The sequence below is a fragment of the Shimia sp. genome, assembly GCF_965227725.1.
Lineage (GTDB): Bacteria > Pseudomonadota > Alphaproteobacteria > Rhodobacterales > Rhodobacteraceae > Shimia.
The window spans coordinates 1,106,679-1,131,603 of the sequence record NZ_CBDDGH010000001.1 but is presented as its reverse complement, the minus strand read 5'-3'; the positions used below and the strand labels follow the sequence as shown (position 1 = coordinate 1,131,603).

General features: G+C 54.8%; 26 protein-coding genes and 1 tRNA gene. 12 read left to right on the top strand and 15 right to left on the bottom strand.

What is annotated here, in order from left to right:
- Positions 1 to 5: 5 nt before the first annotated feature.
- Entirely contained in the window at positions 6 to 1,151 is a 1,146-nt protein-coding gene (gene dapE / locus ACO07T_RS05320; protein ID WP_422048549.1) for a succinyl-diaminopimelate desuccinylase, read from the bottom strand.
- Between the two features lie 292 nt (positions 1,152 to 1,443).
- On the opposite strand from dapE, the gene ACO07T_RS05315 reads away from it, so the two are divergent.
- Entirely contained in the window at positions 1,444 to 3,018 is a 1,575-nt protein-coding gene (locus ACO07T_RS05315; RefSeq protein WP_422048548.1) for a Hint domain-containing protein, read from the top strand.
- Between the two features lie 66 nt (positions 3,019 to 3,084).
- Positions 3,085 to 4,179 carry a Hint domain-containing protein gene (locus ACO07T_RS05310; protein WP_422048547.1) on the top strand — a complete coding sequence of 365 codons (1,095 nt, stop codon included), beginning with the start codon at positions 3,085 to 3,087 and terminating at the stop codon, positions 4,177 to 4,179.
- Between the two features lie 23 nt (positions 4,180 to 4,202).
- Here ACO07T_RS05310 and ACO07T_RS05305 read toward each other — a convergent pair whose 3' ends face one another.
- From ACO07T_RS05305 to ACO07T_RS05295, 3 genes are all read right to left on the bottom strand, one after another.
- A complete protein-coding gene (locus ACO07T_RS05305) occupies positions 4,203 to 4,568 on the bottom strand; it encodes a hypothetical protein (RefSeq protein WP_209058343.1) in 366 nt (121 codons plus the stop codon).
- Between the two features lie 193 nt (positions 4,569 to 4,761).
- Positions 4,762 to 5,589: a 2,3,4,5-tetrahydropyridine-2,6-dicarboxylate N-succinyltransferase gene (gene dapD / locus ACO07T_RS05300; protein ID WP_422048546.1), complete on the bottom strand. Its 828-nt coding sequence runs from the start codon at positions 5,587 to 5,589 to the stop codon at positions 4,762 to 4,764.
- A 78-nt stretch (positions 5,590 to 5,667) separates the two neighbouring features.
- Entirely contained in the window at positions 5,668 to 6,591 is a 924-nt protein-coding gene (locus tag ACO07T_RS05295; RefSeq protein ID WP_422048545.1) for a threonine/serine dehydratase, read from the bottom strand.
- A 76-nt stretch (positions 6,592 to 6,667) separates the two neighbouring features.
- Here ACO07T_RS05295 and ACO07T_RS05290 point away from each other — a divergent pair, with 76 nt between their 5' ends.
- On the top strand, positions 6,668 to 7,501 hold the full coding sequence (locus ACO07T_RS05290) for a TIGR00730 family Rossman fold protein (RefSeq protein WP_422048544.1): 834 nt from the start codon (positions 6,668 to 6,670) through the stop codon (positions 7,499 to 7,501).
- A gap of 87 nt (positions 7,502 to 7,588) precedes the next feature.
- Here ACO07T_RS05290 and ACO07T_RS05285 read toward each other — a convergent pair whose 3' ends face one another.
- The 3 genes from ACO07T_RS05285 to rlmN form a co-directional block, all read right to left on the bottom strand.
- Complete coding sequence (locus tag ACO07T_RS05285; protein ID WP_422048543.1) at positions 7,589 to 7,798, bottom strand: hypothetical protein; 210 nt, start codon at positions 7,796 to 7,798, stop codon at positions 7,589 to 7,591.
- Positions 7,799 to 7,877: 79 nt separating this feature from the next.
- Positions 7,878 to 8,279: a phage holin family protein gene (locus ACO07T_RS05280; RefSeq protein ID WP_422048542.1), complete on the bottom strand. Its 402-nt coding sequence runs from the start codon at positions 8,277 to 8,279 to the stop codon at positions 7,878 to 7,880.
- Positions 8,280 to 8,358: 79 nt separating this feature from the next.
- Complete coding sequence (gene rlmN / locus ACO07T_RS05275; RefSeq protein ID WP_209085196.1) at positions 8,359 to 9,552, bottom strand: 23S rRNA (adenine(2503)-C(2))-methyltransferase RlmN; 1,194 nt, start codon at positions 9,550 to 9,552, stop codon at positions 8,359 to 8,361.
- Positions 9,553 to 9,716: 164 nt separating this feature from the next.
- On the opposite strand from rlmN, the gene ACO07T_RS05270 reads away from it, so the two are divergent.
- Together ACO07T_RS05270 and ACO07T_RS05265 are read left to right on the top strand one after the other, a co-directional pair.
- Entirely contained in the window at positions 9,717 to 10,022 is a 306-nt protein-coding gene (locus ACO07T_RS05270) for a hypothetical protein (RefSeq protein ID WP_209085195.1), read from the top strand.
- Position 10,023: 1 nt separating this feature from the next.
- A complete protein-coding gene (locus ACO07T_RS05265) occupies positions 10,024 to 10,704 on the top strand; it encodes a helix-turn-helix transcriptional regulator (protein ID WP_422048541.1) in 681 nt (226 codons plus the stop codon).
- Here ACO07T_RS05265 and ACO07T_RS05260 read toward each other — a convergent pair.
- Both ACO07T_RS05260 and ACO07T_RS05255 read right to left on the bottom strand, forming a co-directional pair.
- The gene (locus ACO07T_RS05260) at positions 10,701 to 11,342 is read right to left on the bottom strand and encodes a Hint domain-containing protein (RefSeq protein ID WP_422048540.1); all 642 of its coding nucleotides are present in this window, start codon (positions 11,340 to 11,342) and stop codon (positions 10,701 to 10,703) included. The two genes, ACO07T_RS05265 and ACO07T_RS05260, sit on opposite strands and share 4 nt — an antisense overlap.
- Positions 11,343 to 11,443: 101 nt before the next feature.
- Positions 11,444 to 11,974 carry an invasion associated locus B family protein gene (locus ACO07T_RS05255; RefSeq protein ID WP_247738564.1) on the bottom strand — a complete coding sequence of 177 codons (531 nt, stop codon included), beginning with the start codon at positions 11,972 to 11,974 and terminating at the stop codon, positions 11,444 to 11,446.
- Between the two features lie 169 nt (positions 11,975 to 12,143).
- Between ACO07T_RS05255 and ACO07T_RS05250 the strand changes: the two genes are divergently transcribed.
- Positions 12,144 to 13,139, top strand: a complete 996-nt coding sequence (locus ACO07T_RS05250; RefSeq protein WP_422048539.1) for an asparaginase — start codon at positions 12,144 to 12,146, stop codon at positions 13,137 to 13,139.
- A gap of 88 nt (positions 13,140 to 13,227) precedes the next feature.
- Here ACO07T_RS05250 and ACO07T_RS05245 read toward each other — a convergent pair whose 3' ends face one another.
- From ACO07T_RS05245 to serB, 5 genes are read right to left on the bottom strand one after another with little or no spacing between them, the layout of a single operon-like run.
- Positions 13,228 to 13,542 carry a YciI family protein gene (locus ACO07T_RS05245; protein ID WP_209085189.1) on the bottom strand — a complete coding sequence of 105 codons (315 nt, stop codon included), beginning with the start codon at positions 13,540 to 13,542 and terminating at the stop codon, positions 13,228 to 13,230.
- Between the two features lie 36 nt (positions 13,543 to 13,578).
- A complete protein-coding gene (locus ACO07T_RS05240) occupies positions 13,579 to 14,007 on the bottom strand; it encodes an SRPBCC family protein (protein WP_422048538.1) in 429 nt (142 codons plus the stop codon).
- Entirely contained in the window at positions 14,004 to 14,324 is a 321-nt protein-coding gene (locus ACO07T_RS05235; RefSeq protein WP_422048537.1) for an ArsR/SmtB family transcription factor, read from the bottom strand. The genes ACO07T_RS05240 and ACO07T_RS05235 overlap by 4 nt, the downstream gene beginning before the upstream one ends.
- A 54-nt stretch (positions 14,325 to 14,378) precedes the next feature.
- Positions 14,379 to 15,137: a TSUP family transporter gene (locus ACO07T_RS05230; protein WP_422048536.1), complete on the bottom strand. Its 759-nt coding sequence runs from the start codon at positions 15,135 to 15,137 to the stop codon at positions 14,379 to 14,381.
- A 3-nt stretch (positions 15,138 to 15,140) separates the two neighbouring features.
- On the bottom strand, positions 15,141 to 16,019 hold the full coding sequence (serB, locus tag ACO07T_RS05225; protein WP_422048535.1) for a phosphoserine phosphatase SerB: 879 nt from the start codon (positions 16,017 to 16,019) through the stop codon (positions 15,141 to 15,143).
- 295 nt (positions 16,020 to 16,314) lie between these two features.
- On the opposite strand from serB, the gene ACO07T_RS05220 reads away from it, so the two are divergent.
- From ACO07T_RS05220 to ACO07T_RS05195, 6 genes are all read left to right on the top strand, one after another.
- A complete protein-coding gene (locus ACO07T_RS05220; protein WP_422048534.1) occupies positions 16,315 to 17,463 on the top strand; it encodes a phosphoserine transaminase in 1,149 nt (382 codons plus the stop codon).
- A gap of 86 nt (positions 17,464 to 17,549) precedes the next feature.
- A complete protein-coding gene (serA, locus tag ACO07T_RS05215) occupies positions 17,550 to 19,145 on the top strand; it encodes a phosphoglycerate dehydrogenase (protein ID WP_209076288.1) in 1,596 nt (531 codons plus the stop codon).
- A 139-nt stretch (positions 19,146 to 19,284) separates the two neighbouring features.
- Positions 19,285 to 19,872: an ATP-dependent Clp protease proteolytic subunit gene (locus tag ACO07T_RS05210; protein WP_422048533.1), complete on the top strand. Its 588-nt coding sequence runs from the start codon at positions 19,285 to 19,287 to the stop codon at positions 19,870 to 19,872.
- The gene (locus ACO07T_RS05205; RefSeq protein ID WP_422048532.1) at positions 19,869 to 20,600 is read left to right on the top strand and encodes a metallophosphoesterase family protein; all 732 of its coding nucleotides are present in this window, start codon (positions 19,869 to 19,871) and stop codon (positions 20,598 to 20,600) included. The genes ACO07T_RS05210 and ACO07T_RS05205 overlap by 4 nt, the downstream gene beginning before the upstream one ends.
- Positions 20,601 to 20,732: 132 nt before the next feature.
- Positions 20,733 to 21,935 (top strand): ABC transporter substrate-binding protein, encoded by a 1,203-nt coding sequence (locus tag ACO07T_RS05200; RefSeq protein WP_422048530.1) that lies wholly within the window; start codon positions 20,733 to 20,735, stop codon positions 21,933 to 21,935.
- Positions 21,936 to 21,949: 14 nt separating this feature from the next.
- Positions 21,950 to 24,703: an ATP-binding protein gene (locus ACO07T_RS05195; RefSeq protein WP_422048529.1), complete on the top strand. Its 2,754-nt coding sequence runs from the start codon at positions 21,950 to 21,952 to the stop codon at positions 24,701 to 24,703.
- Positions 24,704 to 24,759: 56 nt separating this feature from the next.
- On the opposite strand, the gene ACO07T_RS05190 is transcribed toward ACO07T_RS05195, so the two are convergent.
- Positions 24,760 to 24,835 (bottom strand) — tRNA-Thr (locus ACO07T_RS05190).
- Positions 24,836 to 24,925 lie beyond the last annotated feature (90 nt).

Genomic DNA, 24,925 nt, shown 5'->3' with positions numbered 1-24,925 from the left:
TGTTTTTAGCTGAAATAGTCACTTAGTATCCGGCTGTAGATCGCTTTGAGTTGATGGATTTGTGTCACCGGGACCTGCTCGTCGACTTGGTGCATGGTCTTGCCAACCAGACCAAATTCAACAACCGGACAGTGATGCTGCACAAAGCGCGCGTCAGATGTACCGCCAGATGTTGAGAGCTCGGGCGTGCGGCCCGTTTCAGCTTCCACAGCAGCTGCGACCAGATCAGAGAGCATCCCGGGAGGTGTGATGAAGCTTTCGCCAGAGACCTTAACCTGCAAATCGATCTGCACACCTGTTTCAGCGGCAAGCGCATCCACTTGGGTTTGCATCCAGTCTGTCAGCGAGGCACCGGAATGCGCGTCGTTAAACCGTATATTGAGCGTCGCACGACATTCGGCGGGGATCACATTGGTCGCAGGGTTTCCCGTGTCCATCGTGACAACGGCCAGTGTGGAGGCGTCGAAGTGATCTGTGCCCTCATCCAATGTGTGGCGCGACAGCTGGTCCATCAGTCGTGCCATGACCGGAACAGGGTTGTTGGCGCGATGAGGGTAGGCCGAATGCCCCTGCACCCCGGTGAACTTGAAAAACGCATTGAGAGATCCGCGGCGACCGATCTTCATCATCTCGCCCATTTCGTTTGGGCAGGTTGGCTCTCCGACCAGGCAGACGGACATTTGCTCGTTCTGTTCGACCATATAATCCAGCAGAGCGGTGGTGCCATCAAGCGCATCCCCCTCCTCATCGCCGGTGATGGTCAACACAATGGAACCGTCTGGTGGTGTGTCAGAGACAAAATCGATCGCAGCCGCAGCGAAGGCCGCGACACCTGACTTCATATCGGTTGCACCGCGCCCGTAGAGAATACCGTCTTTTTCCTGGGCACCGAAAGGGTCCACACTCCATGCCGCAGCATCGCCCACCGGGACCACATCGGTGTGGCCATTAAAACCAAAGGTCTTTGCATGCCCCCTCTCCCCCCAACGTGCAAAGAGGTTGCTGATTCCATTTCGGTCCACGCGCGCGCAGGTGAAACCCGCGCCAGAGAGCAAATCCTCCAACAGTACCAGCGCACCACCTTCTTCAGGTGTCACGGAGGGACAACGGATCAGATCTGCAGTCAACTTGGCGGCATCTGTGGAAGTCATGGGCGCATCCTCATTTTCAGTCATCGTCTTGTGGCACAGGAAGACAGGACCGGAAAGCCACATTTCCGCCACAAAGCGAGAGGTTTCAGGCCTAACCTCTTAACAAACCCCAAAGTTTCCGATTTACTGATTGTTAATAAAAATCGACCGAGGCAGGTCACCAGCAGTTGGCGAAAGCCACCCCCATGGAAACGATCAGCAAAAAGCTGCGCCATGAGGTTTTATCATCACCCGGATCCACCGGCGTGATCTCTGATGCGTGATGTGCCTGTTGGAAGCAGGGAAGAGCAACATGCCCAGAGTACCAATCAACACCGGTGCCTCCGCGATCGACATGGCCGAAACCATTTTCGGCGATGATGTCACTATCGTTTCTGCATCCTACAGCGGTCAAAGCACATCATCTGGCATTTATACGGACGGCGATTCCCTCTCTCCGGAAGCCACGCCAAGCGATTCCGGAGTGATCCTCTCAACGGGGCGGGCCACCAACTTTTCCAATAGATTTGGTGCTTTTAACCAGCGGACCAACCGCTCTTCAAATACCAATGGCGAAGACAACAACCCCGAATTCAACGCGATAGCGGGTACTTCAACCTTTGATGCGGCTTACTTGGATGTGTCCTTCACGGCCACTGAAGCCAGCCAGATGACAATGCAATTTGTCTTTGCCTCCGAAGAATATCCGGAGTTCACCAACTCGATCTACCAGGACTTTGTGGCCGTTTCCGTCAACGGAACTTATGTGCCGCTGGCGATTGGCGATGGCGACGTAGACCCCCGAAACATCAACACGGGAAACAACGAAAGCCTCTTTGTCGACAACACTGGTAGCCAATTCAACACCGAGATGGACGGGTTTACCCAGACCATGACGTTGAAATTCAACATCACGGAAGGGTTGAACACCATTCGCATCGTCATCGCGGATGTTTCCGACAGCAGCTATGACAGCTCGCTACTGATCGCGGCGAACTCGCTGCAAACTTCCTTGGTTGCCAATCTCGATGAGGTGAACCTGCCAATCGATGGCACGCGCACGATCGATGTGCTTGCCAATGATGTGAACGACACCGGCAACTCTCTCACCATCACCCATATCTCCGGCCAGCCTGTTGCAGCGGGGGGGACTATCACCCTGCCCAGCGGTCAAGAAGTGACGGTCAACGGCGATGGGACGCTCACGCTTGTGGGTGATGACGACGAAGAAGTGGTCAACTTCTCCTATACGGTCGACGATAACAACGGCACCACGGATGTGGGCTTTGTCACCATAAATCAGGCCCCCTGTTTCACCGCAGGCACGTTCATTCGCACCCCTTACGGCGAGGTGCCGGTGGAATGCCTGAACATCGGTGACATGGTGGAGACCATGGACCATGGCGCGCAACCCATTCGTTGGGTCGGACGGCGAAAGGTGCCGGCGGAAGGCAATCTGGCCCCCATCCACATCGCCGCCAACACTTTTGGCAAGCATCGCAGCCTCAAACTGTCCCCCTTGCATCGCGTTCTGATGCAGAACGCGTGGGCAGAACTGCTTTTTGGCGAAGAAGAGGTCTTGGTGGCTGCGCGGGATCTGGTCAACGATCAGTCTGTGCGGCGGGTGCCTGGTGGTACGGTTGAATATGTGCACCTGCTGTTTGACGAGCATCAGATTGTGTTTTCAGAGAATCTGCCGACCGAGAGTTTTTTGCCAGGGCCCCAGACCTCTGCCAGCTTTGAAGCGGAAATTGTGGACGAGATCTGCGCCATATTCCCGGAAATCGACCGGGATTCCGGAGAGGGATATGGTCCGATGGCACGGCGGGGGCTGCGCAGCTATGAGGTGGCTGCAATGACGCATCTTGCTGCCATCGCAGCAGAATAACCGCGTGGCGCGTATGAACACGGCACAGGCATATCCACATTCTACCCCTCTCAGGAGCAACGCCACATGAGCTGGATCGGCTTACTGGACAAATCCCGAGCCCTCTTTTGTGCAAATGGGTTGGCCCATCTGGGCGTTGGCGCGGGGGCCGATACGGGTGACGACGAGACACCGATGACGCGCGGAAGTGTTGTACTTGAGATGCGTGCATCCCCATATGATCGTCCACAAACGCTGTTGGCTTTTCGGCCAGTTGACGGCCACGGGGTGCGTTTTTCTCTGCAGGCGGTGCCCGGTGGCGGCGTGGTATTGGTCATGAACCGCGCCGGCCGCACCTGTCACGGCGCAGTCAATCTGGACACCATCGGGCGGGCCGATGCCTTGCGGGTCACATACTCTTGGGATCTGACGGCAGGATTGGGACGTCTGTCGGTCGAACAACCGGGCACGTTTCGCGTAGCACACCGCAGCATCAAGGCACCGATCGCGCTCAGCCCTGAAGACGTCAAGGCCTGTACAGTGCTCGCGGAAACCCGCACCCTTGCCAACGATGTGTGCTTTATCGCCTTCTCAAATCGAATCGAGCCCATAGGCCCTATGCCGAGCTTGTCTCCGGAGACGCCAGTGATGACAGACCGCGGCTATCAGCCGGTAGGCAGCCTGCGGCGCGGCGATGTTGTCCAAACGTCCACCGGTGATCTTGTACCTGTTCTGTCCAATATCATGCGCACCGTCCCAGCAGCCGGCCATTTCGCTCCTATCAGACTCCGCGCGCCTTTTTTTGGTCTCGCCCAAGACATTGTGACAAGCCCAACCCAAAGGCTGGTGATTGGCGGAAGCCGGGTCGAGTATATGTTCGGATCAGAATATGTGTTGGTGCCAGCAGGCCATCTCCTTCACGGAAATGCGGCGACCAGCGGTGGCTCCACGCCACTTACGACATACTGCCAATTGCTGCTGCCAGACCATGCCGCCGTTTTGGTGGCAGGAACCTATCTGGAGAGCTTCGACATTGGACGGCTGCGTCGCAAGCGGGAAATTTTGAACGCGAGTATGCTATCTGGCTATCCACGCGCGAAACTGCCCGAGCACTCTCGCACGGCCTATCCGGTACTAAGAGAGTTTGACGCGCTCACACTTGCCGCCCAACGGGCCGCGTAGGTCAAAAGCCGAACTTGCCCAAATTAATGTTCGGTGCTTTCGCCTTCGCTTTCTTCGCCGTGAAAGAACGGCGTCATCTGCGCGACAACAACGGAGTTTTCATCCAGTGCACGCTGCATCAACTCGCGCTCTTGCCCGTCAATTTCATGGCCTTGCGCTTCGCGCTCTTCAATGGTGCCATATCCGGTCACGTCAAGCGGGTTGAGGTCTGCCTGCTTCAGGATCGCCACCGTTTCACGCACAGCTTCCGCTTCATCCACGCCGCTGGCATAGATCATAAGCGCGCCACCGGTCGCTTCTTCGGGCAGACCATCACCGTCTTTGCGCCCAACCTGAACCAACAAAGTGTAGACCTGTTGGCGTGTTTTCTTTTTCTTCTCTTGGGCCATCGCGATGCTTTCCTTTGTTTGTTCTACCTTGATCTCACTTTGTGACGCACACACAGGTTGATCTTGGTCGGATAAATGGGCTGAGCGATCCTCGTTCATTGCTCCCATACAGGCTTCGGCATCTGATGGATAGAAAGAAGGCGCTCAATCCCGAGAGCGCCTTCATTTGTTTCAGTCAGTGGCCGCTGCCAAATCAGTCGCGGAGCAGCTCGTTGATACCGGTCTTCGAGCGTGTTTTTTCGTCAACGCGCTTTACGATCACGGCGCAATAGAGGTTCACACCATTCTTGGACGGCATGGAGCCAGCAACAACCACGGAGTATGGCGGCACTTCGCCGTACATCACTTCGCCGGTTTCGCGATCCACGATCTTGGTAGATTGGCCAATGAAGACGCCCATGCCCAGCACCGAGCCTTCACGCACGATGCAGCCTTCGACCACCTCTGAACGTGCGCCGATAAAGCAGTTGTCTTCAATGATGGTTGGGCCAGCTTGCATGGGCTCCAGCACGCCGCCGATACCCACACCACCGGAGAGGTGCACGTTCTTACCGATCTGCGCGCAAGAACCAACAGTGGCCCAAGTGTCGACCATAGTGCCTTCATCAACGTAGGCGCCGAGGTTTACGAAAGATGGCATCAACACCACGCCAGGTGCGATATAAGCGGATTTGCGAACAACACAGTTGGGCACGGCACGGAACCCTGCCTCTTTCCACTTGGTCTCGCCCCAGCCTTTGAACTTGCTGTCGACTTTGTCCCACCAGCCGGAACCCTGCGGGCCGCCATCCTGGATTTCCATATCTTTGATGCGGAAGCCGAGCAGCACAGCCTTTTTGGCCCACTGGTTCACATGCCAATCGCCGCTTTCAAGTTTCTCAGCAACGCGCAGGCTGCCGCTGTCCAGCGCGTTCAGCGTGTCTTCGATCGCCTCGCGGGTTTCGCCGGTGGTCGCAGAGGTGATGGTATCGCGCGCATCCCATGCGGCTTCGATGGCTTGTTCCAGTTGGGCATTGGACATGTCTTCAGGCTCCGGATGTCTTGAGTTCACGCTTATCTAACGAGAACGGACGCAGCCGTCACGTCCTCTTTGCGACCATTATTGCATCGGATCGGGCGCAATATTGGCTCCGCAGACCAGGACAGCGACTTTTTCACCGGGCTCCGGCACATAAGCGCCCGACATCAACGCCGCGAGAGCGGTTGCCCCCGCCGGTTCCACAAGCAGACGACGCTCACGCCAAAGCGCCTGTTGCGCGCGTGTGATTGTGTCATCTGAGACCAAAATGGACTCCGCTCCAGTGGACAATGCGAGGTCATAACAAATTTGCCCAATGCGCTTGGCGCCCAGCGCGTTTGCGGCGACGCCTGACACCTCTACATCCACCGGAGACCCAGCGCCCAGCGCAGCATTGAGCGCGCAGGACGTTTCCGGCTCAACAGCGACCACACGACGGCGACCGTCAAACCAAGCCATTGCCCCCGCAATCAAACCGCCACCGCCCACGGCGATCAGAACAGTGTCGGCATCCAGCCCCTGCTCTTCCCATTCCAAAGCCAAAGTGCCTTGCCCGGCCACCGTCGCAGGCGCGTCATAGGCGTGTATTTGCATCGCGCCGGTTTCTGCCTCATAGGCCGTCGCCTGCTCAAAAGCGTCCGCATAGGCGCCTGGCACAACCTGCAAATCCGCCCCTGCATCCTTAATGAGCGCGACTTTTGCCGGGCCCGCCATTTCCGGCACATAGATTCGAGCCTTATGACCAAGCTGATGCGCGGCGTAAGCCACCGCCGCACCATGATTGCCACCGGAAGCTGCAACCAGACCTGCCGCAGGTACGTCACGAGATAGCAGGGTGTTAAATGCCCCGCGCGCCTTGAATGTGCCGGTGTGCTGCAGCTGCTCCAGCTTCATCTCGATGCTGTGACTTAGGCCAAACCCGCCATCCACTGTCATCACAGGTGTGCGCACAATATGTCCATTTATGCGCGCAGCAGCGGCTTTAATCTCGGCGTTCCAGTCCATTTTGCGTCCCTGTTACTGGCTTTGTTAACGTGAAACCTATAGGCCTGAGCTAAACGCGCAAGCAAGGACCAACACCATGCAGGATGAACGCCCCCACCCATTGTCTGATGCCCATTCAGATCGTGAAACCGCGTCACATGTCCCGGACACTCCACAAACCCGTGCCCCTTCTTACAGATTGGCTTTTGCGGACGCTGATTTCCTGTGTCGGGATGAGCTACGCCCGGTGAGATTGCAGCTTGAACTTCTCAAGCCAGAACTGGCGCTCGACGAACACGGTATTGAAAGCACCGTGGTGCTGTTTGGCGGCGCACGCATTCCTGAACCTGCCAAAAAGGAGACTGCACGCACGCAGACTTTGGCAGATTTGTCGTCCTTTTATGACGAAGCACGCAAGTTTGCTCAGATCGTGACCAAAGCCAGCGATGGCAAGAAGAACGTGATCGTCACGGGTGGCGGCCCCGGCGTGATGGAGGCGGGCAACCGTGGCGCAATGGAGGCTGGTGGGCGCTCAATTGGCCTCAACATCGTACTGCCTCACGAACAGGCGCCAAACGAATATGTATCCCCGGACCTGTGCTTCAACTTCCATTATTTTGCGATACGCAAGATGCACTTTCTGATGCGCGCACGGGCCATCTGTGTGTTCCCTGGCGGGTTTGGCACGCTTGATGAGCTGTTCGAAGCCCTGACGCTCATTCAGACAGGGCGGATGCAGCGCGTCCCGTTCCTGTTGTTCGGGCGTGCATTTTGGGAAAGCATCATCAACTGGGACGCTCTGTCAGACGCAGGCACCATCTCGGCTGATGATCTGGATCTCTTCCAGTTCGTGGAAACCGCTGAAGAGGCTGTTGAGGTGCTCGAAAACTGGAAAGACTATTCCCGCCGCGCGGAGATTCCCGGCCGCTGAGCCCGACACACCCAGAAATTTCAGGCGCTCCGATATCTTCGGGGCGTCTCGGCTCTGGCAAATGCGTATATGACCGGTCTGACCGACTTAGTGAAACTGCTTTGGCAGAACGCCGATCTCTGTACCCTGAGGCAACTTGGTCACAACCTGCGCACCGGCCACATCCTTGATGGCATATCCATAGCCAGCGAGGCGAAACTTCCATTCACGCGCGCTCAAAGCCTGATCCCGCTCTCGCTTCAGAATATCCAAGACAGGTGCTTCAATCTCAGTGCTAAGAATTTGAGTAGGTGTCATCGTGCCTTCCTTCCCGTTGTTTACAGAAAGGAAACTGAAGGCCGATCTCGACTGAATTGGCGCCTAACTGTGAAAAGTTTTAGGCTTTGTTAACCTTTTGGGATTTGGCATCTGCCAAAGACGGGAACAGATACTTCGGCAGCAACACCCCGGAAATCAACGCGCCAAGCCAGACAATCAATGTCGCTGCGAGCAGGTTGGCGACCCCACCGATGGTAAAATCTGAAACAAGCAGTTCGGTGATGAGCAGGCCAGCGAAGGACACAACCAGTGAAATGCCACCCAAAAGCTCCGGCAGCTTCTTCTCTGCAATTTTGCGAACCACCGGCAGAAGCACAACCGACACCACCGTGAAAACCAATGTCACAATGATTGCGCCCAAGATGCCAATGGAAAACCCTGGCAGCAGAACACTGGCAAGGATAAGGCCGACCGCGTTGGCGATCAGATGCGCAGCGGTGGAAAGCACAAATTTGGGCATAACAACTCTTCCGTGATGAAAACCACAATCAGATTACCCAAATTTGCAAAGCTTTCCAACCCGTTGCAGCGCCAAAGGCTTAGGGCTGTGAAAGCCCCGCCTCTTCCGCAATTTGCTTGCGCGATTTGCGTGCCCGCTCTGTTGCGGATTTCAACTGACCGCAAGCCGCCATGATATCTTCACCGCGGGTTTTGCGGATCGGGGAGGCATAGCCCGCCTGATAAATGATATTGGCAAATGCACGGATGCGGTTGTTGGAGCTGCGTTTGTAAGGCGCACCTGGCCATTCATTGAAGGGGATCAGGTTGATCTTGGCCGGGATGTTGTAACGTTTGATGTGGTCGATCAGACGGTGAGCGTCTTCGTCGGTATCGTTCACACCGTCCAACATCACATACTCAAAGGTGATCCGCTCGGAGTTGGAGACTTTTGGATAATCGGCAAGGGCCTGCAACAACTCGTCAATGTTCCAACGCTTGTTGATCGGAACCAACACGTCACGGGTTTCGTTGGTCGTGGCATGGAAGGAAATCGCAAGCAGACAGCCAATCTCTTCAGCCGTGCGTGCAATCTCCGGAACAACGCCAGAAGTCGACAGCGTGATACGGCGACGAGACAGCGAGATCCCTTCCGGGTCCATTGCGATCTTCATCGCGTCACGCACATTGTCGAAATTGTAGAGCGGCTCGCCCATGCCCATCAGAACAATATTGGAGAGCAGGCGCGTCTCGTCTTTAGGCGCACCAGGTACCGGCCATTCTTCAAGATCATCACGCGCCATCATCAGCTGACCGATAATTTCCGCCGCCGTCAAATTGCGCACCAGTTTCTGTGTGCCTGTATGGCAGAAGGAGCAGGTCAGCGTGCACCCGACCTGAGAGGAGATACATAGCGTACCACGATCATCCTCAGGGATGTAAACCACCTCAACCTCATGCCCGCCGGCAATACGCACCAGATATTTCCGGGTCCCGTCCTCACTCACCTGTTTGGTGATGACTTCAGGGATCGCAATTTCAAAGACCTCATCCAACTCTGCGCGGTAGGCTTTGGACAGGTTGGTCATCTCATGAAAATCACGCACGCCCCATTGGTATATCCACTGCCAGATTTGCCCAACGCGCATCTTGGCCTGCTTCTCCTTGGTCCCATTGGCAATCAGAACTTCCCGCATCTGATCACGGGTCAAACCAACGAGGTTGATCTTGCCGCCCTCAGGCAGCTTACGGGGAATGGTCATCACGTCCTGCGTGATTGGCGCGGAGGTACTCATGGCTCAGGGACTCATCTGGGAATTCAAGCGGTGCAGATACACCATTTAGGGCGTTTTGCAAATATTGCCAGAAAACCTGGCTGTCTCCAAAACCAACTGACAGACCGTGTCAGTTGGGCTGTGACACAAGGCGGATATCGAAACAGACCACATAGGAGACCAAAATGTCTGTTATTGAAATTGTGCGCTACCGCCTGAACGCCGACGTCAAACCGGAACAAGCCATTGCCGCATGGGAAAAATCGCAGAGCTTTGCAACGGCACAGGCAGGCTTTCTCCGCCGCCGTGTCGCAGTCACCGCGGAAGGTGATTGGATCGACGAGGTGGAATGGGAAACGCTTGCGGATGCGCATGCGGCTTCCGCAGCGTTCAACCCAGAAGCACATCCGGAACTGATGGACCTGATGGCGGTTCTGGATCAGAATTCCATGAGCATGTCCCACTACACCATCAAAGGCAGCACGTCATAAAATGCGCCGGACCGACCGCCTCTTTGATCTGATCCAACTTCTGCGCGATGGACGCCTGCACAAGGCATCAAACCTCGCCGAGAAAATGGAGGTGTCGGTCCGCACGATCTATCGGGATATGGACACACTGGTTGCCTCAGGCATTCCAGTGGAGGGTGAACGCGGGGTGGGCTACATTCTGCGAGCACCCGTGTTCATGCCCCCTATGGCGCTGACGCAGGTCGAGCTTGAGGCATTGCACCTTGGCGCCTCTCTGGTGCGGCAAACCGCTGATCCAGAATTGCAAGAAGCGGCCGAACGTATGTTGAGCAAAGTGGATCGCGCCATGCCTGAGCCCATGTTTGGTGGGATTGACGGTTTTGGCAAAGAGATCTTTGCAGCCCCTGAAGTGGCAGCAAGTTTTGCCCAAATGCCAATCATTCGCCGCGCCATACGCGAAAGGCAGGTACTGATGATCGACTATACCACACTGGATGGCCGCCAAAGCCGAAGACGTATTCGACCTCTGCAGATGGAATATTGGGGTCGCGCCTGGACCTGCACTGCATGGTGCGAAACCCGTGAAGACTTCCGGGTCTTTCGGGTCGATCACATCAACGAGGCATTGCTGGCTGGGCAGATTTTTGACGAGGAGCCAGAAAAATCTCTTTTGGAATATCTCAAACGCTTCGAAGCACCCTAAGCGCGCTTTTTGACCTCAACCACGTGAGCCGCTTCGTGTTTATCCAAACGGCGACGCCATTTGTCCGATTTTGGATTGAGAGCCAGAAGCTCCGGTAAAAAGACGGCCATTTCGTCCGCATCTACCGTCGCAAATTCCGGCATATCAGCTCCAGCGTGGCGCATCTCCACCTGCATGCCATCCATGGTTAGGATTTGCGGTGTGTCACATAGCACAAGGAAATAGTCGGTCGAGGGCGCATGAGAAACATGCTTCGTTATCCCGTGCCAACCGACGAGATCCTTCACCGGAACCATCACTTCACGTTCAGCAAAGGCAGTCTCAAACTCATTGCCCCGCATCCAGATCCGAGAATTTGGCGCAAGCAAACAATCGCGCGCTGGGACATTTCTCCCCAAAGCGCCAGCAGGCACTCGGATCGGGTGCTCGATTGCCTGCAACATTCCAACCCAGCGCACACGGATAAGCCCCAGATCCCGGCTGACCACTTCATCACCAGCGCGGAGCGCTTCGACGGCCACCTCTCCTTGTCGGGTAGCGATCTTTGTGCTTCTCGTAACCAGACTCACATCTTTGGAGCCCAGCTCTTGCACCGGAGACTGCCGGCCATTTGTGTATGCTGTTTCTGCCTGCGCCATTTTTGCTCTCCCATGGCCATTGAACCGACCGGTTGTTCCGATCGATCTCCCCCATGGTGACGTTGGATGCGTGTTAGGCCCTGGCAGGGGCTTTGTTGATCTTAGTTACAGCGTTTCTCTGCGTCTTCGACGGCGGCGGTAAAGCCACGCAGGGAAAACGTATCAGCGGTTTTGGTCCCACGTGAAGAGCGCGCCGTCAGCGTCGCATCCGCCCCGCGTTTCATGGCCGCTACAATTTTGGCATCATCTCCGGAAGACGCAGGCCAAGCCCATTCGCCTTCTGTGATCATCACAAAACTCTGACCATCAATGCTCACTTCAACGGTGGATCCACCAGCAAAGGGATATCCACCGGTAAACCCAACCTGAGCCGAGACGCTCTCGTGGGGCAAGAAAGACACCATCAGCAGAATATCGCTGCGGCGCACGGCCACAACCTGTCCGCCACGGGTGTTCACGCTCTCTTTGGCTGTGCTCACCGCCCAGCATTCACGTTTATCGCCGTCTTTGTGCTCAAAGACGCTCCAATCCGTGATGGCGTTGACCTGATTTTCGCTTGATGCCTGTGCCGAAACACTGCCACTCCAAAGCGTCGCCGCCATGGCCAGCGCCGTCATCCAACGTGATGTCATGCTCTTCTACAGCCTCCAAGCTGTGTGTTGCCTCTGGTTCCTGCCCGCTGGTTTTGCACCATTTGTCTTGGGCCGGAGATTATTATACGCGATAGGATAAGCTTAGCCCATGTTTGCCGCGAGACGAAAGACCCGTTGGCACAAATTTGCCCATGAAAGCGAGAGATTTATGACCAAAGCCGTGCCGATGACCGAACTCTGGCGGGGAGACATTCTTGAGAGTGTCCACAGCGGCCATGCCGTGGTCTGCAATGCCGACGGGGAGATTGTGCATGCATGGGGCGATCCGGATGCCATTGTGCTGCCTCGCAGCTCCTCAAAGATGATCCAAGCATTGCCTTTGGTGGAAAGCGGCGCAGCCGATGCCGCCGGTTTGACAGAGCAGCACTTGGCGCTGGCCTGCGCGTCCCATAACGCATCTGCCATCCACAATGACATGGTGAATGCCTGGCTCGCAGCGCAGGGGTTCTCGGATGACGATCTGATTTGCGGACCTCAGGAACCGCGCGACATCGGAATTCGTGATGAGTTGATCCGCTGCAATGACCCAGTCTGCCGCGTACACAACAACTGTTCCGGCAAACACACCGGTTTTCTCACCCTGACCAAACATCTCGGCGCGGAGAAAAACTACACAGACATAAACCATCCTGTGCAAAAAGCCGTTCTGGCAGCGCATGAAGAGCTGACACAGGAAACCAGCACAGGCTACGGCATTGATGGCTGCTCTGCTCCCAATCACGCCAGCACACTCAAGGGCATGGCCCGCGCTATGGCATTCTTTGCAACCGCTCGTGAGGGGGATGGCACCCGCGAAACAGCCGCTGCACGCTTGCGGGACGCTATGGCCAAACATCCGGAGTATGTGGCTGGCGAAGGCCGCGCGTGCACCAATCTGATGCGCGCAATGAACCATAAAGTCGCGATCAAAACCGGTGCTGAGGCCTTCTTCATCGCCATATTGCCTGAACAGAAATTGGGTGTCGCACTGAAAATCATTGATGGCGGCACGCGCGCTTCTGAAAATGCGATTGCGGCGATTTTGGCGAAGCTCGGTGTTTTAGACCCTAACCATCCAGAAGCGGCCAAATATCTCGATGCTCCGATCAGAAATTGGGACGGTCTACAAACCGGGATGATGCGCGCTACAGAAGTCATGCGCTGAGTTTCGCAACTCCAGCTTCACTCTGCAGAAAATACTCCCGCCGGAAGCATCGTCCTATGCCACCGGCGCTTCATTCAGTCTGGTTTGGCTACATCTCCATGGCTTCGGCCACTTCCACTGTGCCCATCCCGCCCTCCAGGATTGGGCAGCCTTTTGCGATTTCGCAGGCCGCGTCGATATCGGGCGCATTGACAAGCGTGTAGCCTGAGACCGGGTTGGCACCGCCATCATTCGCCACACCATCTGCGCTGACGGTTTTGGACATACCTGCCGGGTTTCCGCCATCGACGAGATCAGCGCCAATCCCTTCCATCCACTTCATCCAGGCTGCCATGACTTTCTCGCCTTCCTCCGGCGTTTCCGGGCGCCCACCTCCGTGATAAATGAACATAAATTTTGGCATTTGAAGTCTCCTTTGTTGAAGGGTCTTGATCCAAATTTATTCCAGAAGCGTCCGCAGCCTGTTGGCAGAACTGTTCCAGCCCCAACTGTGGCCACGCACAGCTTCTTCGTCCTGCAAGTTCTTGTGATCTATAATCAGCTTGGCGCCCCGCGCCGTCGCCTCAACGGTGAATGTGACATGACTTTCATGTCCACGTTGATCATTTTCGTCGTGCCAAGCCCACGTAAACCCGACCGAATGTGGCGGATCGATACTTGTCACTTGGCCTGACATTTTCATCTGCCGACCAGCGTCACTGATTTTGACAGAATGCCACGGGCCAAGTCGCGTAAAATCTAAAGTGTGGTCGCCCAATGTCATGCCTTCCGGCCCCCACCAACGGCTCAGGTCAGCCGGATTTGTGATCGCAGCGTAGAGGCGCTCAGGCGAGACAGAGAACTCCCTTTCCAATCGCGCATCGCTCACGACGTTTCCTCCGCCAACAGGGCATCCAAACGCTCCAAGCCTGACTGCCAAAACGCTTTGTGATCCATTGTCCATCCAGCAACGGCTTGCAGCGCTTCCGGTCGAACGCTGTAAAGACGTTTTGTGCCCTCTGCGCGCTGTTTCACCAAGCCTGCGTTGCGCAGAACTTTAAGGTGGCGAGATACCGCAGGACCGCTGATCGACGCATCTGCTACAAGATCACCTGCTGGAAGCTCCCCAACAGCCATCAGACGTTCCACCATGGCAAGGCGGGTTTCATCGGAAAGGGCTGCAAAGGTTGTGGTCAGGCGAGTCATAGCCTGATCTTGAGGGGATTCTATATTTAACACAAATGTTAAATTACAAATCTGTCAGAGCACATCCCAGAGCAGTTTGAGCGCCAATGCGACGGAGGTTGCCACCAAAAGCGGGCGGATCAACCTTGCCCCTTTCGCCATGGCCACCTTGGCACCAAGCCGAGCGCCCAAAATTTGCATCGCGCCCATGGCTAAGCCAATAGCCCAAAGCGGGTTGGCAACGAGGATAAACCCGGCGAGCCCGCCAACATTGGAAGCGAAATTCAAAAGCTTGGTATGAGCGGTCGCTTTCAAGATGCCGTAGCCGCCCAGCGCAACGAAGGCGATCATATAAAAACTGCCCGCGCCCGGCCCCAAGATTCCATCATAGAAGGCCACAACCGGTACAGCTGTGAGGGAAAAGATGATGGGTTTGAGACGCGCTGTACGATCCATCTCGCCGGGATCTTTGCGAAGGGCAAAGAACAGCGCAATTCCGATCAGCAGAATCGGCAAGATCAGCCGAATCCAGTCTGTTGGCAAAACGGATACAAGGAGTGCACCGCCAAGCGATGCGATAAACGCCAACAGTGCAGGTCCAGCCTGAGCGCGTAGGTCGACCAAACCGCTCTTCGCATAGGAATAGGCAGCGGTGCCCGATCCAAACATCCCTTGTATCTTGTTTGTTGCGAGTGCTTGTACAGGCGGCACACCGGCAATCATCAGCGCCGGTACCGTGATCAATCCACCACCACCAGCTATCGCATCCACGAAGCCCGCAAAAAATCCTGCTGCCAACAAGAGCAGCAGCCCTTCAACCCCGAATTCCAACATGAATTAGAGGCCCGTAAACTCAGACTTGGCATAGCCTTGGATATACAGCAGCGCAGTAAGGTCCCCGTGATTGATGCGGATGTCACATTCTGCCGCGACTGAGGGCTTTGCGTGTAAGGCCACCCCTGCCCCAGCGAGCCCCAGCATGCCAAGGTCATTGGCACCATCACCCACAGCCATCACATCTTCATGCGCAAGCTCAAGTCGTTCGGTGATCTCTTTGAGCGCCTGCACCTTCGCTTCGCGCCCCAAGATAGGGCGCCCTACATCCCCGGTCAGTTTGTCATCTGCCACCAAGAGCGTGTTGGCGCGGTTTTCGTCAAAGCCAAGTTCGGATGCTACTTTGGCGGTAAAGGCTGTGAAACCGCCTGACACTAACGCTGCGTAGGCGCCTTCCGCTTTCATTGTCGCCAAAAGCGCTTTCCCCCCGGGCATGAAAGTGATGCGTTCCGCGAGCACCTTGGCGATCACCCCTTGATCCAAGCCTTTCAACAGGCCAACGCGCTCCGTCAATGCACCTTCAAAATCGAGTTCTCCGTTCATCGCCCTTGCGGTGATATCTTTGACGCGATCCCCGACACCAGCTTCGTCAGCCAACTCATCGATGCACTCTTGTTCGATCATCGTGCTGTCCATGTCCGCCAGAAGCATCTTCTTTCGACGGCCTTCAGTCGACTGAACAACGAGATCCACACCCAATTTTTGCAAATCGGCCCAAACCTCCCAAAGATTGTCGGGCTTGGCAGGCAGAGAAAACTCCGCAGCCTCTTCGACTGCGAGCCAATGTACGGTGTCACCTCCCCACGCATTGCGCAAATTCTCCACAAGCGCCCCATCAAGACTTGGTAACGTCGGATTGGTCAAAAGCGTGGCAGTGAACATCGGAGGCCTCAACAGATTTGAAGTTAGCTTGAGCGCCATAGAGCACGGCATCAAAGATGTTTCCAGTCTCGGATATTTCTGGCCGTAAGGTTTTATTCATTAGAATCTGCACCTGCCGCCCCCACATCGTTCATGTGACCGAATGTTTCCGATAGTGGTCATTTGGCGTCGCTTTTGAATCACAAACTGTCGTCAACGCGGATTTTTCCTGTTGTGAGATCCCGCCACTCCGCCTAAGTCGGTCCGTGGGACACCTCTCCCCAACGAGAGGCATTTATCTGGAAGGATAGCATTTATGGCTACTCAGCAACCAGCGGTTCGCCCGGCGAATCCGCGTTTCTCCTCTGGCCCCTGTGCCAAACCCCCCACATTTGATGTCACCAAGCTCGCCGATGCCGCTCTCGGCCGCAGCCACCGTGCCACCATCGGCAAGGACAAGCTGAAGGCCGCGATTGAAGGCACTCGCGAGATCCTGGGCATCCCCGCAGATTACCGTATTGGTATCGTGCCCGCCTCAGACACAGGCGCGGTTGAAATGGCGCTTTGGTCCCTTCTGGGCGCGCGCAAAGTTGAAATGCTGGCTTGGGAGAGCTTTGGCGCTGGTTGGGTCACCGATGTGATGAAGCAGCTTAAGATCGACGCCGAGGTCAAGACCGCCGACTATGGCGACATCGTAGATCTGACCACAGTCGACACCAAGAACAACGATGTCGTCTTCACATGGAACGGCACCACCTCCGGTGTGCGTGTGCCAAATGCAGACTGGATTGCGGATGACCGCGAAGGGCTGACAATCTGTGATGCGACATCCGCCGCATTTGCGATGGATCTGCCTTGGGACAAGCTGGATGTAACGACCTTCTCCTGGCAGAAAGTGCTGGGTGGCGAAGCGGCGCATGGCGTGATTGTCCTGAGCCCGCGCGCTGTTGAACGGCTGGAAAGCTATACACCAGCATGGCCGCTGCCAAAGATCTTCCGCCTGACCAAAGGCGGCAAGCTGATCGAAGGCATTTTTACCGGCGCCACCATCAACACCCCCTCTATGCTGGCAGTCGAAGACTATCTCTTTGCGCTGGATTGGGCGCGGTCTGTGGGTGGCCTTAACGGTCTCATCGCGCGCGCTGATGCCAACGCCAAAGCGGTTTTCGATTTCTGTGACGCAAACGACTGGATAACGAACCTCGCCGAAGACGAAGTCACCCGTTCCAACACATCGGTTTGCCTGAAGTTCTCAGACGACCGCATTCAGGACGGTGCAGCCTTTGCCAAAGCAGTCGCCAAACGTCTTGAGGCAGAAAACATCGCCTTGGACATCGGCGCCTATCGCGACGCACCTGCTGGCCTTCGCATCTGGTGTGGCGGCACGGTTGAGACCTCCGATCTGCAGGCGATGCTGCCATGGCTCACATGGGCTTTTGAGGCCGAAATCACAGCGCAAGCTTAAAAGGGACGCTCCGAGGGCACACCCTACGTTGGGTGCGCAGTTGTTGCGCACCTTCCCAGACATAGATTTTCCAAAGGACGCTTAAAATGGCTCCCAAAGTACTCGTATCCGACAAACTCAGCGAAACCGCCGTTCAAATTTTTCGCGACCGCGGCATCGACGTTGATTTCATGCCTGACCTTGGCAAAGACAAAGAGAAACTGGCCGAAGTGATTGGCCAATATGACGGGTTGGCGATCCGCTCAGCCACCAAGGTGACCCCGACAATCCTGAACGCTGCCACAAACCTCAAAGTGGTCGGCCGCGCAGGCATTGGCACCGACAATGTGGACAAGGAAGCTGCTTCTAAAAAGGGTGTGATCGTGATGAACACGCCTTTCGGCAACATGATCACAACTGCGGAACATGCCATCGCGATGATGTTTGCTGTCGCGCGCCAAATCCCAGAAGCCAGCACATCGACCCATGCCGGCAAATGGGAAAAGTCCAAATTTATGGGGGTCGAACTGACCAACAAAACCCTCGGTGTGATCGGTGCCGGCAACATTGGTGGCATCGTTTGTGATCGCGCCCGTGGTCTAAAGATGAAAGTCGTGGCTTATGATCCATTCTTGTCCGCCGAGAAAGCCGACAAGATGGGTGTGGAAAAAGTGGAGCTGGACGAATTGCTCGCCCGCGCTGATTTCATCACGCTGCATGTGCCATTCACGGAACAGACCGCCAATATCCTGAGCCGCGAGAACCTTGAGAAGACCAAAAAAGGAGTGCGGATCATCAACTGTGCCCGCGGTGGTCTGGTGGACGAAGAAGCACTGGCCGAGCTGCTGAAATCCGGTCATGTCGCTGGTGCGGCCTTTGACGTGTTCTCTGAAGAACCCGCCAAAGAAAACGCGCTCTTCAATCTGCCTAATGTGGTCTGCACCCCGCACCTTGGCGCAGCGACCACCGAAGCTCAGGAGAATGTCGCTCTGCAAGTGGCTGAGCAAATGTCCAACTACCTGCTGACCGGCGCTGTTGAAAATGCGCTCAACATGCCGTCGGTGACCGCGGAAGAAGCCAAGGTAATGGGACCCTGGATCAAATTGGCAGATCATCTTGGCGCCTTTTCTGGCCAGATGACGGACGAGCCGATCAAAGCCATAAACATCCTCTATGACGGCGTGGCGGCGGATATGAATCTTGCAGCTCTGAATTGCGCTGTGGTGGCTGGGATCATGAAAAAGGCCAACCCAGACGTGAACATGGTTTCCGCCCCTGTGGTCGCCAAAGAGCGCGGCATCCAGATCTCGACCACCAATCAGGACAAATCCGGCACTTTTGATGGCTACATCAAAGTGACAGTGGTGACCGACAAGCGTGAACGCTCCATCGCAGGCACCGTCTTCTCGGATGGCAAGCCGCGTTTCATCCAGATCAAAGGCATCAATATCGATGCCGAGATCGGGGCCAACATGCTCTACACCACAAATGAGGATGTGCCTGGCATCATTGGTACCCTGGGTCAGACATTGGGTGACAATGGCGTGAACATCGCAAACTTTACATTGGGTCGTGCGGACGTTGGCGGAGAAGCGATTGCACTCCTTTACGTGGATGAACCGGTCCCGGCCGAAGCGCGCGCGAAACTGGCAGAAACCGATATGTTCCGGCAAATCAAACCATTGGCCTTTGACGTCGCTTAAACTGTGACAAAGCCAACAAAAGCGCCGCCCTTTTTGGCGGCGCTTTTTTGTTGTCTCTGAAAGATCCTCTGGGGTTGTGCTCAGAAGATCTCCAATCAACAGTGGGGGTGTTTACACATAGTCGGTTTAGGAGGTTTCCATGTTTCCCCAAATGCGTGACGCTGACCAGCACTCGCCCACTGTTTCCGGTCCGATTGACCAGCTGTTTTTCCAAAGCCGCAACGTGATTGTTGCCGGAGAAATCAACGATGTTCTCGCCCGCCGTACAGTGACCCACCTGCTCTCGCTTGCTGAGGCCGGGGATGACCCGATCAACGTGTTTATTTCCTCTCCCGGTGGGCATGTGGAAAGCGGCGATATGGTGCATGATGTCATCCGCTTCATCCGTCCCAAAGTACGCACAATCGGAACCGGCTGGGTGGCAAGTGCCGGTGCGTTGATTTTTGTCGGTGCACAGGCTGAAAATCGGTTTTGCCTGCCCAATACACGTTTCTTGCTCCACCAACCTTCTGGCGGCATTGCCGGACAGGCCTCCGACATGGAAATTCAAGCGCAACAAATTCGGATGATGCGTGCCCGCTTTGATACTTTGTTTGCCGAAGCGACCGGCCATACTCCGGAACAAATCGCCAACGACACTCAACGTGATTTTTGGCTTACAGCGCAGGACGCGGTCGACTACGGTCTTGTTGGGCAGATTATTCAAACAGCAGATGAACTCCGATGACAGATCCAGTTTATGCCATCGGCGACATTCACGGGCATCTCGAGAAGCTAGAAGACATACTCGCGCGCATTGAGGCAGACGGGGGTCCCGATGCGCGTATTGTCTTTCTGGGAGACCTCGTTGATCGCGGACCAAACAGTTGCGGTGTAGTCGATAGGCTTGTGCGCGCGCGCAATGAAGGCTGCCCTTGGACCGTAGTGAAAGGCAATCATGATCGCATGTTTGAATATTTCATGGGCACGCAACCAAAGCATGATCCCCGCCTACGACCAGAACTCACATGGCTTCATCCGCGACTGGGCGGCGCTGAAACTCTGGCCAGCTATGGTGTAGATGCTCACGTCGATCGTGCTGTCGAGGACATTCATGCTGACGCGCTCGCACTTGTCCCGAAAGAGCACATAGAGTTCATATCGAGCCTGCCTTTGTTTCACCTCATGGATCCTATCCTCTTTGTACACGCCGGCATTCGACCGGGCATCGCGTTGGAAGATCAGTCAGAAGACGATTTATGCTGGATCAGAGACGATTTTCTCTCCGATCCCCGGCCACATCCCTGGCTGGTGGTGCACGGACATACGGTTGTTGAAGCGGTCGAACACAAAGGCAATCGCATCGACCTGGACACAGGAGCTGGCTACGGAAGGGCTATTTCAGTGGCCGTCTTTGAAGGCTCAGATGTCTGGACCTTGGAAAGTTCCGGCAGGAATGTCCTTAAGCCCGCATAACCAGCAGGCAGCGCCTCTTAAAACATCATCGATCCTCCGCGCCCCTTCTGCGCAAAGCTGGCTAGAGGCTTTGTTAAGATTTTCTTCTTACTCTTTTCGGATCAAGTGTATGTGTTTTGTTCTGGTGTTGTTATGTTTCTGCGTGTGTTGGCGCTGCTCTGCGGCCTATCTGCGATGGCTTCGGCCGATGTCTACAAGGTGTATTTGGATGCGGATAGGACATCCAACTACGCCTCTGCACGGTCAATCGAAATTGGTATTCTGGCCGCGTTTGACGAGGTAGATCGAGTTGTAAATGGGCGCGAGATTGAGTTTGTACCCCTTGATCACCGCGCCAATAGCAAACGCTCTAAGAGACATCTCCAGCAATTTTTAGAAGACCCTCAGGCAATCGCAGTTGTTGGTGGCCTGCACTCACCGCCTTATCTTTCCTCCAAAGACTATGTGAATGAAAATGGCATACCACTGCTATTGCCCTGGTCGGCCGCTGCCCCACTCACACGCGCACAAACTGCTCGAAACAGCATTTTTCGCCTGTCTCTAGATGATGCGAAAGCAGCAAAAATCCTTGTTCCGCAGGCCGTCACACAGGACAAATGCCAGCATATCACCCTGATCTTGTGGCGGTCAGGATGGGGAGAATCCAACGAGCGCACCATGACCGCGGAGATGAAATCTCTCGGGTTTGATCGCTATAACATCCGCTATTTTGAGGGTAACCTGGGGGAGGCTGATGCCTTGTCTCTTGCCAACGCATTGGATGCCGCGGGCAGTGATTGCGCCATTTATGTGGGCAATGCGAAAGATGCTTCTGTCATTTTCACCGCACTCCACAAAACAGAAATGAAAACCAGAATGCTCAGCCATTGGGGCATTACCGGAGGAGACTTCGAAGAAGATGTTCCGGCCCCAGTGCGCGATGGGTTGCAACTCCGTTTCATTCAGCCCTGCTTTAGTTTCGAAGCACCGGCAGGATCTTCCGGTGTGCGCCTAAAGCAGATCGTCAAAACGTATGGTGAGGATTTTGATGAAAGTGGCTATTTGCGAGCGCCAGCCGGGTTCTTTCACGGATATGATCTTGGCCTTTTGCTCATTGAAGCATTGAGAAACATCGAGGTCGAAGCCGATATTGCGACACAACGCGCGATGTTGATCAAAGCATTGACCAATATCGAAGGCCCGATCGACGGGTTGCTTCGCCGCTATGTGTTTCCTTTTTCGGAATACGAGACTCAAAATCCAGAAGCGCATGAAGCGCTCGAATTAAAAGACTTCTGTATGGCGCGTTTCGACAATGAGGACCGTATTGTTACCGCCAAGTCTGACCACTTCTAAAAATGGCCAGCTCAATGCGCTACACGTTGTTCTTCAACATCTTCGTTGTGCTCGCCTCTTTGGTATCAGGGGCCTTCACGAGCGCCGTGGTCCGTTTTTCGGTGTCAGAACAAACTCTGAGCTCCCAACAGGAATTTGCCAAAGTCGAAGGAGACGCACTTGCGGATCGGTTGCACACTCATATGGATCAGTTGGGCTTAGGTCTGACTTTTCTCGCCACGCAACCAGCCATCGTAAATCGTGTCCTGGGAGATGTGCAAACGGACACCTATGCAGATGCAATCTTTGACCGCTATCTCGAAATTGCCTCCTTTGACGGCACTCTCTTGTATGATTTTCTCCCGGAAGAAATTCTCCGTCTAGACGCAAACAACATTCTAAACAAACGCCTCTCAGATCATACAAATCTCTTGGCGCAGCGCGTTGTCGCAGCCGAACAAACGCTGTTTGACGTCGTCTATTTTGAGAGCACGCCAACATTAATGATAGCCGTGCCGGTACTGGCAAACGGATTTGTCGAAGGCGTTCTGGTAGCTATTGACGCCGAATGGAGTTTGCCGGTTCTAATCATCCCGGCTGGGGTGGAAACCTTGACGCTGACGCGAACCCAGCAACACGATCCCGCAAACTGGCTGTTTGCAAGCAACCTAGAGGGCACCGGCCTAACCCTCCAAGTGCAGTGGGACGCAGCGGCGCTGGATCAGGCACGAACGGCACTTTTGCGCTCTCTCACATGGGCGATTTTCGGAATTCTGTTGGTGGCAGCGCCATGTATGTCTTTGCTCGGTCACCGGTTGTTGGTTCGGCCTGTCAAAGAGCTAGAGAAAGCCAAAACCGAAATGGAGGAACTAGAACAGAAACATAGGGAACTGTCAGAAGTCGCAATCCGTTCCAATGATGCAGTGGTCATCACGGATAAAAACAGGCTGGTCACCTGGGTCAATCCAGCGTTTGAAAACCTAACAGGCTATACACTGGCAGAGGTTCTCGGAAAATCTCCGGGTGCGCTGCTACAGGGCGAACTGTCTGATCCAAAAGCCATTGCAACCATGTCTCGCAATCTAAACGCCGGAAAGGCGGTTACCGTCGAACTGATCAACCACGCAAAAGACGGGCGCCCCTATTGGGTGGAGGTCGCGATCAACCCGGTTTTTGATGAAAGCGGTACATTGGTGCGTCTGATTGCCGTAGAGCGAGACACAACACGGCAAAAGGAACACGAAAAACGCCTCAATCAGGCAGCGCTTGAGGCCGAGGAAGCCAACAAAACCAAGAGCCGTTTTCTGGCAAATATGAGCCACGAAATCAGAACGCCGATGAATGGGATCATTGGCATGTCGGAAGCTTTGTTGGACGAAGACCTTTCCACCGAAGCGCGGGAATCGGTCAATGTTATCCGCTCTTCTGGCTTGGCTCTTGTCGGGATTATCAACGATATCTTGGACTTTTCAAAGTTGGAGGCAGGACAGTTTGAAACATCGAGCGAACCTGTTTTGATTGACGATCTGGTCTACGAAGTTGTGGGTCTGGTCAAACAGGGACTCGAAAAACCTGACGTGGCCTTTGAAGTGACATTAGAAAAAGCCATGCCAAGAGTGATTTGGTCTGACGCAAAGAGACTGCGGCAGATTCTGCTGAATGTCGTTGGGAATGCGAACAAATTCACCCTAAGCGGACATGTCCGAGTTTCCCTCCAAAGACGCCCCAAAGCACAAGACGACTCTTTCGAAATACATGTTTCCGACACCGGCGTCGGCATCGCTGAAGACAAGCTGGACCGGGTGTTTGAAGCATTTAAACAGGTGGACAATTCTGCAACGCGCACCTTTGATGGCAGCGGCTTGGGGCTCGCTATTACAAAGGGGCTGATTGATGTCATGGAAGGCCAAATCTCCGTGGCCTCTGTACTGGGTGAAGGAACCACCTTCTCGATTGTTTTGCCCCTGTGCACGACGGGCTGCGGTCACGCCCCAATTAACAATCTGAATGGTAAACGCATAGCCATATTAACCCAAGACTCACCAGAATTGGCGCGGTTCTGGCAAGACCGATTGGCTTATGTTGGTGCAGAAGTTGTCCTACTGCGTATGAGCGAATTCAATCTTCCACTGATGAATCGACATACGATCCTGGTTGGTGGGTCGAAGCTCCCGAAATCAGTGCAGCAGAACGTGGAAAAGTCGAAGTGCCACGTATTTGAGATTGGCGATGGTGACCAAACGAGAGGTAAGTATCCATCACTGAGTCCGTTGATGACTAACTCCACTCTCATAGAACGCCTGTCTCCCGAAGAAGACGCGTTGAATACCCCACGAGATGCGAGAACAGAATTGCCCAATTGGCGGATCCTTGCTGCGGATGACAACAAGGTTAATCGGTTGGTATTGGAGAAGTTGTTCAAAAATCAGCCTGTTGAATTTCAATTCTGCGTAAACGGACAAGAGGCGGTAGATGCCTTCCAAGATGACCCGAGTTTCTCTGTCGTGCTCATGGACATATCCATGCCGATAATGGGCGGGTTGGAAGCAACACTGCGCATTCGTGAATACGAACTTGTTCACGGGTTAGCACCCACCTCCATCATCGCGCTCACAGCCAATGCAAGCAAAGAAGATCGTGAGACCTATCTCGCCCAAAAAATGAACGCTGTCCTTTCAAAGCCCTTCAAGAAAGAAGAGCTGCTCGACCTGCTTTGGGAATTCGCCAAGCCAGAACTCGCTTCATCTCAGTCAGACGCACGAGAACCAAAAGCCAGAGCCCGCTCGTAGACAAATCGTGCCTTTGGGATTGTGGTAAGTGTTGCGTCACTTTTGAAGCTGAAAGATGGTGCCTCAAGAGGGACTCGAACCCCCGACCTTGTCCTTACGAAGGACCTGCTCTACCAGCTGAGCTATTGAGGCACTGCGCCCGTTCGTCTAACCGCTAACGGTTTAGCGCGCAAGGGTCCGCAATCAAACACGAGATCATTTGTCCTTACCAAGAGTGGCTAT

Excerpts from the sequence above, each read along its gene's own strand:
- dapE (WP_422048549.1), bottom strand. The coding sequence starts at position 1,151 with ATGACTTCCACAGATGCCGCCAAGTTGACTGCAGATCTGATCCGTTGT.
- ACO07T_RS05315 (WP_422048548.1), top strand. The coding sequence starts at position 1,444 with ATGCCCAGAGTACCAATCAACACCGGTGCCTCCGCGATCGACATGGCC.
- ACO07T_RS05310 (WP_422048547.1), top strand. The coding sequence starts at position 3,085 with ATGAGCTGGATCGGCTTACTGGACAAATCCCGAGCCCTCTTTTGTGCA.
- ACO07T_RS05305 (WP_209058343.1), bottom strand. The coding sequence starts at position 4,568 with ATGGCCCAAGAGAAGAAAAAGAAAACACGCCAACAGGTCTACACTTTG.
- dapD (WP_422048546.1), bottom strand. The coding sequence starts at position 5,589 with ATGTCCAATGCCCAACTGGAACAAGCCATCGAAGCCGCATGGGATGCG.
- ACO07T_RS05295 (WP_422048545.1), bottom strand. The coding sequence starts at position 6,591 with ATGGACTGGAACGCCGAGATTAAAGCCGCTGCTGCGCGCATAAATGGA.
- ACO07T_RS05290 (WP_422048544.1), top strand. The coding sequence starts at position 6,668 with ATGCAGGATGAACGCCCCCACCCATTGTCTGATGCCCATTCAGATCGT.
- ACO07T_RS05285 (WP_422048543.1), bottom strand. The coding sequence starts at position 7,798 with ATGACACCTACTCAAATTCTTAGCACTGAGATTGAAGCACCTGTCTTG.
- ACO07T_RS05280 (WP_422048542.1), bottom strand. The coding sequence starts at position 8,279 with ATGCCCAAATTTGTGCTTTCCACCGCTGCGCATCTGATCGCCAACGCG.
- rlmN (WP_209085196.1), bottom strand. The coding sequence starts at position 9,552 with ATGAGTACCTCCGCGCCAATCACGCAGGACGTGATGACCATTCCCCGT.
- ACO07T_RS05270 (WP_209085195.1), top strand. The coding sequence starts at position 9,717 with ATGTCTGTTATTGAAATTGTGCGCTACCGCCTGAACGCCGACGTCAAA.
- ACO07T_RS05265 (WP_422048541.1), top strand. The coding sequence starts at position 10,024 with ATGCGCCGGACCGACCGCCTCTTTGATCTGATCCAACTTCTGCGCGAT.
- ACO07T_RS05260 (WP_422048540.1), bottom strand. The coding sequence starts at position 11,342 with ATGGCGCAGGCAGAAACAGCATACACAAATGGCCGGCAGTCTCCGGTG.
- ACO07T_RS05255 (WP_247738564.1), bottom strand. The coding sequence starts at position 11,974 with ATGACATCACGTTGGATGACGGCGCTGGCCATGGCGGCGACGCTTTGG.
- ACO07T_RS05250 (WP_422048539.1), top strand. The coding sequence starts at position 12,144 with ATGACCAAAGCCGTGCCGATGACCGAACTCTGGCGGGGAGACATTCTT.
- ACO07T_RS05245 (WP_209085189.1), bottom strand. The coding sequence starts at position 13,542 with ATGCCAAAATTTATGTTCATTTATCACGGAGGTGGGCGCCCGGAAACG.
- ACO07T_RS05235 (WP_422048537.1), bottom strand. The coding sequence starts at position 14,324 with ATGACTCGCCTGACCACAACCTTTGCAGCCCTTTCCGATGAAACCCGC.
- ACO07T_RS05230 (WP_422048536.1), bottom strand. The coding sequence starts at position 15,137 with ATGTTGGAATTCGGGGTTGAAGGGCTGCTGCTCTTGTTGGCAGCAGGA.
- serB (WP_422048535.1), bottom strand. The coding sequence starts at position 16,019 with ATGTTCACTGCCACGCTTTTGACCAATCCGACGTTACCAAGTCTTGAT.
- ACO07T_RS05220 (WP_422048534.1), top strand. The coding sequence starts at position 16,315 with ATGGCTACTCAGCAACCAGCGGTTCGCCCGGCGAATCCGCGTTTCTCC.
- serA (WP_209076288.1), top strand. The coding sequence starts at position 17,550 with ATGGCTCCCAAAGTACTCGTATCCGACAAACTCAGCGAAACCGCCGTT.
- ACO07T_RS05210 (WP_422048533.1), top strand. The coding sequence starts at position 19,285 with ATGTTTCCCCAAATGCGTGACGCTGACCAGCACTCGCCCACTGTTTCC.
- ACO07T_RS05205 (WP_422048532.1), top strand. The coding sequence starts at position 19,869 with ATGACAGATCCAGTTTATGCCATCGGCGACATTCACGGGCATCTCGAG.
- ACO07T_RS05200 (WP_422048530.1), top strand. The coding sequence starts at position 20,733 with ATGTTTCTGCGTGTGTTGGCGCTGCTCTGCGGCCTATCTGCGATGGCT.
- ACO07T_RS05195 (WP_422048529.1), top strand. The coding sequence starts at position 21,950 with ATGCGCTACACGTTGTTCTTCAACATCTTCGTTGTGCTCGCCTCTTTG.